Genomic DNA, 15,524 nt, shown 5'->3' with positions numbered 1-15,524 from the left:
GTTTACTCCGCTTTGTTAGCAGAGATGAACGAAGCCAAATTAGCGACAGAGGCGAAATGCTCACGTGTGTTGCTATCGTCAGCATCAATGACCACGTTGTACGCTTTCTTAATGGCTAGGCCAAGCTCAAGTGCATCAATAGAATCTAGTCCTAGACCTTCTCCAAACAGAGGGGCGTCGGTGTCGATGTCTTCAATGGAGAGATCTTCTAGATTCAATGCATCGATGATCAGTTTTTTAATGTCGTTATGTAGTGTGCTCACAGTGGCCCTCTTTCGTTGAATATCGATGTTTGGAATTAATTGGGGTGGGGAATAGTTCGGTTGCCAGTCTCCGATTTAGACGACGAGCTTCTGTTGGTTCCGCTGCATCACTGCCACTAAATTCACTGGCGCTTATCTTACCCTTCACCTCCACATGAAAAAAGGGGCGAATGTCAGGAACCTGATACCATTTTCTCTCTTTGGTAAGAAAGCTGGGGGTGACTGTAATGTGGATGATTCGGATGTCGGTTTGGGTGCGAACTGCAATTTGTGATGCCCCTCTGTGCAGCTTTTGCTTTTCGCCGGGTGTGGTTCGAGTACCTTCAGGAAACACCAACAACACATTGCCTTGGTCTAAGCGATCACTACAGCGTGACAGTAGGTCGTCTGGATCATTGTTGGGGATGTAACCAGCCGCTTTCACTATGCCTTTCATAAAGGGGTTACGCCAAATAGCGGCTTTAACGAGGCAGTCGCATTGGGGTAATTGAGATGCAATTAATACGTAATCAATCAAGCTAGGGTGATTGGCTAAAATAAGACAGCGTCTGTCTTTCTTCAGAATATCTGCACCTGAAATTCGAAAGTTGATAGCGCCTGTATATTTCATCGTCAGACAAAATGCGATAAAAGTGCGCTGAATGATTCGCTGCACGCGATGCTCCCGTTCTCGCGCGTCGCGTGCTGAAAACGTCATTATTGGGCATATAATAAAGGTTAGGCATAAAGCCCCAACCCCAAAGAGACTAAAGCAAAAACCTGTGGCTAGAATTCGCCAGCCCTTACTGATTGCTATCAACATTCCATGTCCCCTTTGTGCACCACTCCCAATGTTGCCGTGAGCTTTGAATGACGAAGGTGGGTGCTGCATTCATGACATTGGCATAAAACGCGAGTGCTTGCGGTAATAAGAGCGTTGCGTCATGGCGGCTAGCGCTAGAGCGAGAAACAGTGAACTGCTCACCGTGTTCGATAATTACGCCAAAAGCATATGGGGGAACGTGATATTGGTTAAATGGCGTATATGGTTCAGGTAAGGGAGCATCGAAATCAACAACCAATACTTTGTGTTTGGGGTTCTCTGTTAAATAAATAGCAGCTTCAGTGAGGGCATAATGAAAAGAATCCTCACCACCAGAGAGGGATGTCGCGGGTATGGCTTGTTTTGTTGCGATGGTAAATAAGCCTGCAGCTGTATTGTGGACCGATTGAGAGAATGCCGTGGGTGACGCATCTTGACCAGCCTGTATTTCGTTAAGCAGGGTGATAGTACGTTGAAGTTCACCATGCCGACTTGAGAAAACCACAAAGTCGACACTTTCATGCTCAATGAGCTCTGTTGCTATTTGCACCGCTAATTTGCTAATAGCACTCATGCGGCGGCGCATCATTGCTGGTATGGCACTGGCCGGTGGAGTGTTTTCCCCTTCTGGCCATTGATAATCGAGATGAGACCAGTTTGTCCAGTCTTCTTGATTTACTAGACCAGGCGACAGTGCATTAAGTTTTCGTAGGTTAAATTGAATACTACTCATTGGCGGGCTATAACATCAGTGCATATGTGATTGATCAAGGTATTGTTAGCATGAACAATGTGTAATGTTGATGATATCGTAATCACTGTAACACGCAACAAGGTGTTTGAATCAATAATAAGGAGTCAGTCGTGAATCTAAAGAAATGTCTAGTTTTGTTGGCAGTTGTCGTGGGGCTGGTTGGTTGTGGTCGTGTTCAACCTATCAAAAATGTTGAGAGCGTTCCCGTTGCTTTTAATGTGCCAGTGCTATCGGTAAAGCAGGCCATTATGGAATCTGGCGCTGATCGTGGTTGGATCATGACAGAAACGGCACCAGGTGTGATTCGGGGTGAACTCTTTGTCCGTTCTCATCGTGCTGTGATTGATGTGACGTATAGCGATAAGAGCTATTCGATTGATTACGTTGATTCTGAAAATCTTAAATACAGTGATGGTAAAATTCATCGTAACTACAATCGCTGGATCAACAATCTGGATGTTGATATCCGTAAGCACTTAGCGGTGCTGAGTGCCTCTAAGTCATAAGTACACTGTTTAGGTAGTAGGTTTTTAGCGTGAAGTCTTATGAAGTTGATCCGTATAACGGATTGAGCGCAAAAACAGAGGCGCAAAAGCTCGCTTTTGCGCCAATTGTTTTTCATACCGCTCGCACATTGCGAGATCTCAATATTTTGTCTGCCCTTGATGAGGCGGGAAGTGATGGCCTTGATGCCACAGAGATCGCAACTACAACGGGAGTATCAGAGTACGGTGTTAAAGTGCTACTCGATATGGCAGTGTCTGCCCATATCGTTACGTGGAAGTCACCGCGCTATTGTATTGCCAACCTGGGATATTTCCTGCTGCATGATGGAATGACACGTGCAAATATGGATTTCACTGCTGACGTTTGTTACGCCGCGATGAGCCATCTCACCGAGTCTATAGAAACTGGTACGCCTGCAGGCCTAAAAGAGTTAGGAGACTGGAGTACGATTTACGAAGGCTTATCGCAGCTACCAGAAAAGGCCAAGAAAAGCTGGTTCCAGTTCGATCACTTTTACTCTGATCGCTCTTTTCCCTTGTTGCTCGAAAAAGTGTTCGCGGATACGCCTAAAAACGTGTTTGATATTGGTGGAAATACAGGGCAATGGGCGAGGCAATGTTGTCAATACTGCCCTGATGTGACAGTCACTATTATTGACCTTCCTCCGCAGATTGAAATGGCATTAGAGCAGGCAAAAGAGATTGGCTATGAAGGTCGAATCAAAGGTCATGCTTTTAATGCACTTGATGCTTCTCAGTCCCTGCCTCAAGGTGCGGATGTATGGTGGATGAGTCAATTTTTAGATTGCTTTTCGCCAATGGAGATTTTGAGCATTTTGCGCCGCGTTCGCCAAGCGATGAAGCCGGATGCAACGGTTTATATCTTGGACCTATTTTGGGATGCTCAGAAATATGAAGCGGCGGCGTATAGTCTGAATGCGACTTCGTTGTATTTTACTTGCCTTGCCAATGGGAACAGTCGCTTCTATCGCTGCGAAGAGTTTGTTCAAATTGTTGAAGAGGCAGGGTTTGACGTGGTGGAAAAAACGGATGACATCGGTCTTGGACACACTTTGTTGAAACTTAACGCTCGTCAGGATTAGCAAGGCATTATCGCTCTGCGTACATTGTAAGGAGACATTGTTTGAATTTGGAAACCACACAGGTGGCTATTATTGGCGCTGGGCCATCTGGCGCGATTGCAGCAGCATTGTTAAACCAAAAGGGAATTGACGTTATTGTGATTGAGAAAGCGACATTCCCTCGCTTTTCTATCGGTGAGAGTTTGTTGCCAGCGTGTATGGAATCCATTCGGGCTGCAGGCATGCTGGATGCGGTTAATCATGCAGGTTTTCAATTCAAAAATGGCGCGGCGTTTAACCGTCGAGGACGCTATGTCAGTTTCGACTTCACGGACAAGTTTTCACAGGGTATCGGCACCACCTTTCAAGTTCAGCGTGGTGCGTTTGATAAAGTGCTGGCTGATGATGCAGAGCGACAAGGTGTAACGATTCGCTACCAACATGAGATTGAGTCGGTAGAACTTAACGGCGAATCTCCGCGCCTGACGGTCAAGGATGCGAACGGTGAAAAATATACGCTTGAAGCGGATTTTATCCTTGATGCGAGTGGTTTTGGACGAGTGTTACCGCGTTTATTGAACCTTGAAACACCATCATGCCTTCCACCTCGAAAAGCGATATTCACGCACATTACAGATCGTATTGATGACGAGCAATATGACCGCGATAAGATTTTAATTTCTGTTCATCCTAACAACCAAGATGTTTGGTATTGGCTGATCCCATTTAGCAATGGAACATGTTCTTTTGGTATTGTGGGCGAGCCGACTTTCTTCGAACGCTACCCCGAAGATCACATTGATGCAATTCGCCAACTGGCATCGGAAGAGCCGCGTTTAGCTATATTGCTCGCTCAGGCAGAGTACCCTAACCCTGCTGGAGAAATTGGCGGATACTCTGCAAATGTATCAACACTGGCTACCGATAAATTTGCCTTGCTGGGTAATGCTGGAGAGTTTCTTGACCCGGTATTTTCATCCGGTGTGACCATTGCAATGAAGTCTGCTGAGTACGCAACTGACGCGTTATTGCGTCAATTGAGTGGTGAGAAAGTCGATTGGACCGCTGATTATGAAAAGCCTCTTCTAAAAGGGATTGATACGTTTCGATGTTATGTCGAGGGGTGGTACAAAGGCACATTGCAGGATGTGATTTTTTATCCAAACCCTGATGCGAAAATCAAACAGATGATTTGTTCTATACTCGCGGGTTATGCATGGGACGAGGGCAATCCCTATGTGAAAGAACCCGTGAGACGTCTGGACATATTGGCTTCTATCTGCGCGGAGTAAACCCTCCAATAGCTAACGATGAAACGGCAGGAAAGTCAGACTTTTCTGCCGTTTTTCGATCAGCTTTCCTCACTCAAATAATGCGGGGATTGCTCGCGGATATTATTCATCTCATCGAGTAATTCACAGAGCTCAGGTTCAAGGTCTTCGTTGTTGGCTCCCTGCTTATACTGTGTTTCCAGTTCATAACAGAGCCCTTTGAGCTTTGGTACACCGCTATAGGCGCAACTGCCATGTAGCTTGTGGATCACAGGCCAGAGTTCAATCGTATCGCCCTCTAATGCAAGGTTCACTTTGTCTTCTACTTCATCGAATGAGCGCACCAGCATTTGCAGCATCTCTTTCGCCAGAGCTTCTTTGCCTGACGCTTGCTTCATGGCTTGTGACCAATCGACACTGAGCGATGTACTGACCGTGTTTGAGTGGGTCAGTGGGCTATAGGAAGGTACGTCTCCAGATTGCGGGTGAGTCCAATGGTGCAGGACTTGTTCGAGAATATGCTCTTCAATCGGTTTGGTGAGGTAATCGTCCATGCCTTCGCCAAGCAAACGCTCTCGCTCACCCGCCATGGCATGAGCGGTGACGGCGATAACTGGGGTTTGATGGTTCAGTGGTGAACGACGAATTTCCTGACAAGCTGTCACCCCATCCATTTCTGGCATTTGAATGTCCATCAAGATCAGGTCAAAACGTTGAGCGTGCGCACGCTCTACCGCGTGCTTACCATCATGCGCCGTCACCACATTGGTCACGCGTTCTTTTAATAGTGCCGCGATGAGCTTGAGGTTCGCTGGGTTATCATCCACCGCCATGACGGTCATTGGCAGTTTGTTTACGTGCGCTTCAACCACGGCAGGAAGTGCCTTAGGTTGTTGTGGTTCACCCTGAAGTAGCTCTACTAACTTACGTACAGACAGCGGTTTCGGTAAGCATGCATCGACACCCGCATTTAAGAGGTGCTCTGACAGTGCGAGTTCCGTTGTCGGAAGGCAAAATACGATTTTATCACTGAAGACTTTAGCGCGAGATGCTTGGTTTATTAACGCATCGGGTTCTGGAACGGCGTCGGCATCGATACAAATCATCACACAAGAGACGCGTTCCGAATGCTCGGGTAGCTGATCAACACTTCGGATGCTGAGACCAAATTGAGAGAGTTTCTCACTGGTGATCTGGCGACTTTCTAGGTCGTTCTCTACTAAAATTAGCGAACTTCCGGCAAGCGCCTGATCATCGACAGGTTGTACCAAAGGCAAGTCGGTCTTCATCAGCGATAAGGTAAACCAGAAGGTAGACCCTTGGTGCAATCGGCTACTGAATCCAATGTCTCCGCCCATTTGCTGCACGAGGTTTTGGGTGATCACGAGGCCTAGCCCGGTTCCGCCATAGCGACGGCTGATACTCGCATCCGCTTGTCGGAATGCTTGGAATAACTGAGCCTGTTGGCGTTCGGAAATACCGATACCAGAATCTCGTATCACGAACTGTAATTCCAGTTGCTCATCACGTTGCTGTTTGAGTTCAACACTAATACGAATATGGCCACGCTCGGTAAATTTAGTGGCGTTACCAATCAAGTTAGTGAGCACTTGCTGGATGCGAAGCGGGTCACCAATCACCCCAGAAGGAATGCGAGGGTCAATGCGTAAATTCAGCTCTAGTCCTTTTTCGTGCGCCATGGGGGCAAGCAAACGCATGACTTCTTCTAAAGAGTCTTCGAAATCAAACGGGATGTTTTCAAGCAGCAACTTGCCAGCTTCGAGTTTCGAGAAGTCGAGAATGTCGTTAATGATCGTGAGTAGATTGTTGGCTGATTTTTCGATGGTCTGCAGATAATCTTGTTGGCTGCTACTTAATTGGGTTTTGAGCATTTGGCGGGTGAACCCAATCACACCATTGAGTGGTGTACGCAGTTCATGAGACATGTTGGCAAGAAACTCGGATTTCACCCGTGCCGCTTCTTGCGCGTTTTTCTTGGCGATGTCTAATTCAACATTTTGAATTTCAAGCTGTTCGAGCGTTTCACGTAAGTCTGACGTTGCCTGATCAATGCTCTGTTGCATCTCCAAATGATATTCAGACAATGAAATCGCCATGGCGTTGATACCGTTCTTCAAGGTATCAAGCTCACCCAATAATTTGCCTTCAATCCGAACATCGAGATGCCCTCGGCGGATTCTGTCGATCATATTGATCATTTGCTTTATTGGCGTTTCAACATCAAGCAACAAGCGATAGGCAAAGAATCCCGATAGAATAACGCCAAGAATAAGCACCACGCTGGCGGAAATGATTTCTTGGTATTGCTTAAGCTTCACCGTGGACAAGTCCATTTCCATCGTGATGTAGCCGATGGGCATTTCAGGTGCTAGCGCGTTATTGAAATTGCCGATAGCGCGAATAGGTGCACGAAGCAGCAAGGTGTCTTGCAGTCGGCTTATCTCCAAGCGATCGGGTATCGGTTGTCCGTCAGGGACGGCCATCAAATCGAGATTGCGGTGGTAGTTTGAGGTCACGAAGAGATCATTCTTGCCCGAAAATACCGCAATACTTCGAATATATTGACTGTGTTGTCGGTGAGTGTGACCGATAAGGCGACGCACGTTTTCGCGACTTTCGTTAGAAAGACCGATTTCACTAGCGATTGCCAGCGGCTCAATGATTGCCTGACCCGCTACGCTCAATTGCTGCTCCAGCTCTTGATAGCGGTTTTTGATAAAATAGGCACTCAGTAAAATGCCGATGATCAATGTCGGTGCAATGGTAAGGGTAATTACTCTGGCGCGAAGTCCGTATTTGGTCATGCTGTTTGTTCTGTGGGAGAATTGCCATCATTTTCATGACGTACCTGTTCATGACATAAAATCATGACGTGCCTAAGGCTACATTCTAATCCTAGGTGCGGCTGTACACCAAAGCTGTCGGCGAGAATTCAGCAGGTTATCACAACCCGCTGTTCGCCAATATACGATTCACTGCTGTCATCACCAGAGGAAAAGGTGGCGATGGCCGACATTGGAAAATCAACATGGCGCGTTTTTTTCAGCCCCAGAAGAAGAAAAGTATCGACACCAAACACAAGGCATTCACCGTTGAGCGTCTTGACCATCAAGGCGATGGTGTGGCCTTTGACGGTAAAAAGCCGGTGTTTATTGCGGGTGCATTAGCGGGTGAAGACGTTGTAGCTCAATTGACGGAAGACAAACGTCAGTTTGCTCGAGCCAAATTGATCAAAGTGACCACTGCCAGTGCAGAGCGTGTTGAACCATTTTGTGCCCATTATGGGGTGTGCGGTGGATGTAACTTGCAGCACCTTGGACATGATGAGCAGATCAAAGCCAAGCAAACCTCACTTTCACAGCTGATGAGAAAGTTTGCAGATGCTGAACTCACCCAAGATGCACCAGTGTGCTCTGTTGGTGAAGGATATCGCCGACGTGCGCGATTGAGCGTGAAAATCGCTAAAACGGGTGAATTGGAAATGGGCTTTCGTCAACGAAGCTCGAAAGACATTGTGACAGTGACGCATTGCCCAGTGTTAGCCAAAGTACTTGATGCACTGCTTCCAGAGGTTTACTCACTGCTGGATGCATTGCGCGGTCGCCGTATTATTGGTCATATTGAGCTGGTGGAATCTGATGCAGGGCGCGTGCTGTTAGTGCGTGCGATTAAGCCATTGCATGATGACGACATTGTGACTCTCAAACAGTTTGCTGATGACAAGGCGCTGATTTTGTATCTTCAGCAAGGAGATGCGGAGGCGCAGCGTCTTTGTGGTAGTGCGCCGTATTATTCGCTAGATACGTTTTCTCTTGAGTTTGAACCGCAGGATTTCATTCAGGTTAATGCCGACATCAACCTGAAAATGATTGCCCAGGCTCTTGATTGGCTTGCACTTGATAGTAATGACAAAGTGCTCGACTTATTCTGTGGACTTGGCAACTTCAGTTTGCCAATGGCTAGCAAGGCGGCATCTGTGGTGGGCGTTGAAGGTGTTGAGGACATGGTTCAACGTGCGACCGACAACGCGGCACGCAATAAGCTGGACAATGTGGCCTTCTATCATGCAAACCTTGAACTCGATGCGGGCAAGACTGAGTGGGGCAAGCAGCGTTATAGCAAAATTTTGCTCGACCCAGCACGTGCTGGCGCTTTAGGGGTTATGCCTTATGTGGCACAATCACGTGCTGAGCGTATTGTGTATGTGTCTTGTAACCCTGCAACACTCGCAAGAGACAGCCAAATACTGCTCGATAAAGGATACAAATTGGCTAAGTTGGGCATGTTGGACATGTTCCCGCACACAGGGCACTTAGAGTCGATGGCGCTGTTCATCAAAAAGGCATAAGTGACACACCGGCAACCATGAGGGTTGCTGGTTTATACACAAGCTACTTCCTTGTGCGTTGAACAGGCAAGTTGAGGTGGTTTGTGTATATGGATTAGAACAAACAGGATAGTGAAATGGTCGCAATTCGTGGCGCGCACCTAAATGACAACACAGAATTTTTGCTTGAACGCTGGGTCGATGGTCTAGCGCAAGATGCGGATGTCTCGCAGGCGCTGATAAACGCCTATTATGATTGCCAAACACTGGGTGACGAGCAGACCCTCGCTCAATCATTGTGGTTTGGTCGAGAGATGATTGAAATCCTTGTCACTCTTAGCATGGACAAGGAAACCTTGATTGCCGCGTTGCTCTTCCCTGTGGTGGAAGATGGCCTACTCACGCCAGAGGCCTTGAAAGAACGCTACGGCAGCAACATCACCAAATTGGTTGATGGGGTGCAAGAGATGGCGTCTATTCGTCATTTGAACTCCAACAATGAAGAAGCCACCGCAGCGCAGGTGGATAACGTGCGCCGTATGTTGCTCTCGATGGTTGATGACTTTCGTTGTGTCGTGATCAAACTGGCGGAGCGCATTAGTTATCTGCGTGAAGTGAAAAACGAACCAGACGATGTTCGTCAAGCTGTTGCCAAAGAGTGTGCGAATATCTACGCACCGTTGGCCAACCGCTTGGGTATAGGCCAACTGAAATGGGAAATTGAAGACTACACTTTCCGCTATCAGCATTCGGGCACCTACAAGCAAATTGCTAAGCAACTGGCGGAACGCCGTATTGATCGCGAAGACTACATTGATACCTTCGTGACAGACTTGCAGCAGGCCATGGGTGCGTCCAACATCAATGCTCAGGTGTACGGTCGTCCAAAGCACATCTACAGCATCTGGCGGAAAATGCAGAAGAAGAGCCTCGACTTCGATGAGCTTTTCGATGTGCGTGCTGTCCGAATCATTGCTGACCAATTGCAAGACTGCTACGCCGCATTAGGTGTGGTGCACACCAAATATCGCCACCTCCCTAAAGAATTTGACGACTACGTCGCCAACCCGAAACCTAACGGCTATCAGTCTATTCACACCGTAGTGCTAGGTCCTGAAGGGAAAACCGTTGAAATCCAAATCCGCACCAAGCAAATGCATGATGATGCCGAACTCGGCGTAGCGGCGCACTGGAAATACAAAGAAGGTGCATCAGCGGGCGGTCGCAGTGGCTACGATGAGAAAATCACCTGGCTGCGCAAACTGTTGGCATGGCAAGAAGAGATGTCTGATTCGGGTGAAATGCTCGATGAACTTCGTAGCCAAGTCTTTGATGATCGCGTTTATGCCTTTACACCAAAAGGTGATGTGGTCGATTTGCCTATCGGTGCTACGCCGCTAGATTTTGCTTACCACATCCACTCTGAAGTGGGTCACCGTTGTATTGGTACCAAAGTGGAAGGGCGCATTGTGCCGTTCACGTACCACCTGCAAATGGGCGATCAAGTTGAAATCATCACTCAGAAAGAGCCGAACCCTTCGCGTGACTGGCTAAATCCAAGTTTGGGCTTCGTCAATTCTGGCCGTGCTCGCGCTAAAATCAATGCATGGTTCCGCAAGCAATCACGTGAAAAGAACATGATTGCGGGCAAAGAGATCCTCGATACCGAACTGGCGAAAATTGGTGCGGTTAGCAAAGATGCCTCGCTGGCCATGAAACGCTTCAACATGAACAGCTTGGAAGAAGTGTATGCCGGTGTTGGCAGTGGCGACTTGCGCATCAACCAAGTGGTGAATTATATCAACTCCTTGGTGAATAAACCCACCAAGGCACAAGAAGACCAACAGCTTCGCGAAAAGCTCGAACAAGCCGAAACCTCGTCAGCGCCGAAAAAACCGCGCAGAGATGCCGTGGTGGTTGAAGGGGTTGATAACCTGATGACCCACCTTGCACGTTGCTGTCAGCCGATCCCAGGGGATGCCATCGAAGGTTATGTGACGCAAGGGCGTGGTATATCGGTTCACCGTTCAGACTGTGATCAATTATCAGAGCTTCGCCATCATGCGCCTGAGCGTATTATCGATACGGTGTGGGGCGGGGGGTTTGTAGGTAACTACCAGATCACGGTTCGCGTGTTGGCGTCAGAGCGCAATGGGTTGATCAAAGACCTAACCAACGTACTGACCAATGACAAAGTGAAAGTAGCAGGCATGCAAAGCCGAGTCGACTATAAGCAAAACATGTCGATCATGGACTTTGATTTGGAACTGAGTGATTTAGAAGTGCTGAGTCGAGTGATCTCTCGCCTTGAGCAGGTGCGAGATGTTCACGAAGCAAAACGACTTCACTGAGTGAGAAATCGCGCATCTTCAGGTTGATTTGGGTAAAAAATATTCGGTATAAAAAAGGGAGAGCTTAGGCTTTCCCTTTTTATTATTGAACACGTTTTAACACACTGACAGTGGGTAAATAGACATGAAAAAAATGTCGCGAATGCAAGAATTACTAGAAATTATGGCGACCCTACGAGACCCGAATAATGGCTGTCCGTGGGATAAAAAGCAGACGTTTGATTCCATAATTCCTTACACCATCGAAGAAACTTTCGAAACCGTGGATGCGATTGAGCGCCAAGATTGGGCGGATGTACGCGATGAACTGGGCGATCTCCTGTTTCAGATCGTGTTCTATAGTCAACTCGGTAAAGAGCAGGGCGACTTTGATTTCGACGATGTGGTTGGGGCTATCTGTGACAAATTGGTTCGTCGTCATCCTCATGTGTTTGGTGAGAAAGATGCGGACGGCAACCCACTTCAAGAAGCTGATTGGGAAGGCATTAAGGCACAAGAACGTGCCAAAAAAGCAGCGCCAGATGTGGCGGTGAGTTTATTGGATGACGTACCTACCGCATTACCTGCATTAGGCCGAGCGACAAAAATTCAGAAACGTTGCGCTAGCGTCGGGTTTGATTGGGATGCGATCGGTCCGGTGGCTGAAAAAGTCCAAGAAGAGCTTGAAGAAGTGATGGAAGAAGCCTTGATGGTGGACGTCAATCAAGCACGTGTTGATGAAGAAGTAGGCGACTTGTTGTTTGCCGTAGTGAATTTAGCCCGCCATGTTGGGACAAATCCCGAAAGTGCATTAAGAAAAGCTAATTTAAAATTCGAAAAACGTTTTCGTCAAATTGAAATGAAATTACGCGAAAATGGTAAAAACTTGCAGGAAAGTCAGACAGATGAGCTCGAAAATCTCTGGCAGCAAGTGAAACGTGACGAAGGCAACAAAGCAATGTAAATCACTCCATTGATTTACGACAAAAAAAAACGTTTGGTCGTGTGATAGTTTTCACGTTGTGGGAAGTTTCGGGCTCTGGTAACATGTCGTCCCGTCCAGATTTCCAATATTTCCCCTAAATCCAACTCTCAGGTTTAGCATGACAACGAATTACATTTTTGTAACTGGCGGGGTGGTTTCCTCCCTCGGTAAGGGTATTGCTGCAGCGTCTTTAGCAGCGATTTTAGAAGCACGTGGTCTTAATGTGACCATGATGAAGCTCGACCCTTACATCAACTTGGATCCGGGCACGATGAGCCCAACCCAGCACGGTGAAGTATTCGTTACGGAAGACGGTGCAGAAACCGACCTAGACTTGGGTCACTACGAGCGTTTCATCCGTACCAAGATGACTAAGCGCAACAACTTTACGTCTGGCCGTGTATACGCCGATGTACTGCGCAAAGAACGCCGCGGCGACTACTTGGGTGCAACCATTCAGGTTATCCCACATATCACTAACTCGATTAAAGAGCGTGTGCTTGCTGGTGGCGAAGGTCACGATGTGGCTATCGTTGAAATCGGCGGTACTGTTGGTGATATCGAGTCATTGCCATTCCTAGAAGCTATCCGTCAGTTGGCGGTTGAACTTGGTCGCGAGCGCACCATGTTCATGCACCTGACTTTGGTTCCTTACCTTGCAGCTGCAGGTGAAGTGAAAACCAAACCTACTCAACACTCAGTGAAAGAACTGCTGTCTATCGGTATTCAGCCAGACATTCTGGTTTGCCGTAGCGACCGTGTTATTCCTGCAAACGAGCGTTCTAAAATTGCCTTGTTCTGTAACGTGCAAGAAAAAGCCGTTATCTCAATGAAGGATGTGGATTCTATCTACAAAATCCCTTCACTGATCCGTTCACAAGGCTTGGATGACTTGGTTTGTCAGCGTTTTGGTATCACGGCGCCACAAGCAGACTTGTCTGAGTGGGAACAAGTTATTTTTGAAGAAGCGAACCCGACCGGTGAAGTGACTATCGGTATGGTTGGTAAGTACATCGAACTGCCAGACGCCTATAAGTCTGTCAACGAAGCACTGAAGCACGCTGGCCTTAAGAATCGCCTGACCGTGAACATCAAGTATGTTGACTCTCAAGACGTAGAAACCAAAGGTGAAGAAGCACTGCATGGCCTAGACGCAATTCTAGTTCCAGGTGGCTTCGGTGATCGCGGCGTAGAAGGCAAAATTCTGGCAGCGAAGTTTGCGCGTGAAAACAAAATTCCTTACTTGGGTATCTGCCTAGGCATGCAAGTTGCGTTGATTGAATACGCACGTAACGTTGTGGGCATGGAAGGCGCGAACTCTACGGAGTTCAATAAAGAAAGCAAATTCCCAGTTGTTGGCCTGATCACTGAGTGGGTCGACGGCGAAGGTAAGGTTGAAGCGCGTACTGAGAAATCCGACTTGGGCGGCACCATGCGCCTTGGCGCACAGCTGTGTCACTTAAAAGACGGCACCAAAGCGCGTGAGCTATACGGTAATGCGTCTATTCACGAGCGTCACCGTCACCGCTATGAAGTCAACAATGTGCTTCGTCCGCAAATTGAAGAAGCCGGCCTTGTGGTATCGGGCTTGTCAGCGGACAAGAAGCTGGTTGAAATTATTGAAAACCCTGAGCACCCATGGTTTGTGGCGTGCCAGTTCCACCCTGAATTTACCTCTACACCGCGCGACGGCCATCCTTTGTTTGAAGGCTTTGTGGCAGCGGCAGGTAAAAATCAGCGTGGTGAGCTGTAACTGAGAACAAAGGGCGGTTGCGAAGGTAGTGCAGCCGCTTTTCGCATTTTTAAGCTATATGACATACGAGAGGAAACACAATGTCTAAGATCGTTAAAGTTCTAGGTCGTGAAATTATCGATTCACGCGGTAACCCAACTGTAGAAGCAGAAGTTCACCTAGAAGGTGGTTTCGTAGGTATGGCAGCTGCACCATCTGGCGCATCTACCGGTTCTCGCGAAGCTCTTGAATTGCGTGACGGCGACAAAGCTCGTTTCCTAGGTAAAGGCGTACTTAAAGCAATCGGCGCAGTAAACGGCGAAATCGCTAACGCTCTAGAAGGTAAAGACGCGACAAACCAAGCAGAAATCGACCAAATCATGATCGACTTGGACGGTACTGAGAACAAATCTAAGTTCGGTGCTAACGCAATCCTAGCGGTATCTCTAGCGAACGCAAAAGCAGCAGCTGCTGCTAAAGGCATGCCACTGTACGAGCACATTGCTGAACTAAACGGCACTGCTGGTCAGTTCTCTATGCCTCTACCAATGATGAACATCATCAACGGTGGCGAGCACGCTGACAACAACGTTGATATCCAAGAGTTCATGATTCAGCCAGTTGGCGCTGCAACTTTGAAAGAAGCTGTTCGCATGGGTGCTGAAGTATTCCACAACCTAGCGAAAGTATTGAAGTCTAAAGGCTACAACACTGCAGTTGGTGACGAAGGCGGTTTCGCTCCTAACCTTAAGTCTAACGCTGAAGCGCTAGAAGTTATCGCAGAAGCTGTTGCAGCTGCTGGCTACGAGCTAGGCAAAGACATCACTCTTGCTATGGACTGTGCAGCATCTGAGTTCTTCGACAAGGAAGCTGGCATCTACAACATGAAAGGCGAAGGCAAAACCTTCACCGCTGAAGAGTTCAACCACTACCTTGCTGGTCTCGTTGAGCAATTCCCAATCGTTTCTATCGAAGACGGTCTGGACGAGTCTGATTGGACTGGTTTCAAACACCAAACTGAGCTTCTAGGCGACAAAATTCAGCTAGTGGGTGACGATCTATTCGTTACTAACACTAAGATCCTTGCTCGTGGTATCGAAGAAGGCATCACTAACTCTATCCTGATCAAGTTCAACCAAATCGGTTCACTAACCGAAACTTTGGCTGCTATCAAGATGGCTAAAGATGCTGGCTTCACTGCAGTTATCTCTCACCGTTCAGGTGAAACTGAAGATGCAACTATCGCTGACCTAGCTGTTGGTACTGCTGCAGGCCAAATCAAGACGGGTTCTATGAGCCGTTCTGACCGTGTTGCTAAGTACAACCAACTTATCCGTATCGAAGAAGCTCTGGGCGAACGCGCACCTTTCAACGGTCTGAAAGAAGTTAAAGGCCAAGCGTAATCGCTTAGCTCTTCATTCAGTCGGCGATACGCTGATTTAGATATGAAA

The 15,524-nt window shown here is 47.7% G+C and carries 12 protein-coding genes; 8 read left to right on the top strand and 4 right to left on the bottom strand.

From position 1 onward, the window contains the following. Positions 1-2 precede the first annotated feature (2 nt). Genes LRP50_RS01850 through LRP50_RS01840 form a run of 3 tightly spaced genes read right to left on the bottom strand, consistent with a single transcriptional unit; the run spans position 3 to position 1,798 of the window. Complete coding sequence (locus LRP50_RS01850) at positions 3-263, bottom strand: phosphopantetheine-binding protein (RefSeq protein WP_274162807.1); 261 nt, start codon at positions 261-263, stop codon at positions 3-5. Then, entirely contained in the window at positions 247-1,065 is an 819-nt protein-coding gene (locus tag LRP50_RS01845; RefSeq protein WP_274162806.1) for a lysophospholipid acyltransferase family protein, read from the bottom strand. Before LRP50_RS01845 ends, LRP50_RS01850 begins: the two co-directional genes overlap by 17 nt. Next, positions 1,046-1,798, bottom strand: coding sequence for a beta-ketoacyl synthase chain length factor (locus LRP50_RS01840; RefSeq protein ID WP_274162805.1), 753 nt, complete (start codon positions 1,796-1,798; stop codon positions 1,046-1,048). The genes LRP50_RS01845 and LRP50_RS01840 overlap by 20 nt, the downstream gene beginning before the upstream one ends. A 131-nt stretch (positions 1,799-1,929) precedes the next feature. Here LRP50_RS01840 and LRP50_RS01835 point away from each other — a divergent pair, with 131 nt between their 5' ends. From LRP50_RS01835 to LRP50_RS01825, 3 genes are read left to right on the top strand one after another with little or no spacing between them, the layout of a single operon-like run. After that, positions 1,930-2,325: a hypothetical protein gene (locus tag LRP50_RS01835; protein ID WP_274162804.1), complete on the top strand. Its 396-nt coding sequence runs from the start codon at positions 1,930-1,932 to the stop codon at positions 2,323-2,325. Between the two features lie 29 nt (positions 2,326-2,354). Continuing rightward, entirely contained in the window at positions 2,355-3,428 is a 1,074-nt protein-coding gene (locus tag LRP50_RS01830) for a class I SAM-dependent methyltransferase (protein ID WP_274162803.1), read from the top strand. Positions 3,429-3,469: 41 nt separating this feature from the next. Further along, complete coding sequence (locus LRP50_RS01825; RefSeq protein ID WP_274162802.1) at positions 3,470-4,699, top strand: NAD(P)/FAD-dependent oxidoreductase; 1,230 nt, start codon at positions 3,470-3,472, stop codon at positions 4,697-4,699. Positions 4,700-4,758: 59 nt separating this feature from the next. Here the strand turns inward: LRP50_RS01825 and barA are convergent, their stop codons facing one another. After that, positions 4,759-7,503 carry a two-component sensor histidine kinase BarA gene (gene barA / locus LRP50_RS01820; RefSeq protein WP_274162801.1) on the bottom strand — a complete coding sequence of 915 codons (2,745 nt, stop codon included), beginning with the start codon at positions 7,501-7,503 and terminating at the stop codon, positions 4,759-4,761. 224 nt (positions 7,504-7,727) lie between these two features. On the opposite strand from barA, the gene rlmD reads away from it, so the two are divergent. From rlmD to eno, 5 genes are all read left to right on the top strand, one after another. Then, entirely contained in the window at positions 7,728-9,047 is a 1,320-nt protein-coding gene (rlmD, locus tag LRP50_RS01815) for a 23S rRNA (uracil(1939)-C(5))-methyltransferase RlmD (protein ID WP_274162800.1), read from the top strand. 116 nt (positions 9,048-9,163) lie between these two features. Beyond that, positions 9,164-11,377, top strand: coding sequence for a GTP diphosphokinase (relA, locus tag LRP50_RS01810; protein WP_274162799.1), 2,214 nt, complete (start codon positions 9,164-9,166; stop codon positions 11,375-11,377). Positions 11,378-11,501: 124 nt separating this feature from the next. After that, positions 11,502-12,320 (top strand): nucleoside triphosphate pyrophosphohydrolase, encoded by an 819-nt coding sequence (gene mazG, locus LRP50_RS01805; RefSeq protein WP_274162798.1) that lies wholly within the window; start codon positions 11,502-11,504, stop codon positions 12,318-12,320. 139 nt (positions 12,321-12,459) lie between these two features. Next, positions 12,460-14,094, top strand: a complete 1,635-nt coding sequence (locus LRP50_RS01800; RefSeq protein WP_274162797.1) for a CTP synthase — start codon at positions 12,460-12,462, stop codon at positions 14,092-14,094. An 80-nt stretch (positions 14,095-14,174) separates the two neighbouring features. Beyond that, positions 14,175-15,476: a phosphopyruvate hydratase gene (gene eno / locus LRP50_RS01795; RefSeq protein WP_028022958.1), complete on the top strand. Its 1,302-nt coding sequence runs from the start codon at positions 14,175-14,177 to the stop codon at positions 15,474-15,476. Positions 15,477-15,524: the final 48 nt, after the last annotated feature.

Origin of the sequence: Enterovibrio gelatinilyticus (assembly GCF_028683095.1) — a bacterium.
GTDB lineage: Bacteria > Pseudomonadota > Gammaproteobacteria > Enterobacterales > Vibrionaceae > Enterovibrio > Enterovibrio gelatinilyticus.
The sequence above is the reverse complement of the archived record's forward strand: the minus strand, read 5'-3'. Positions and strand labels throughout refer to the sequence as shown.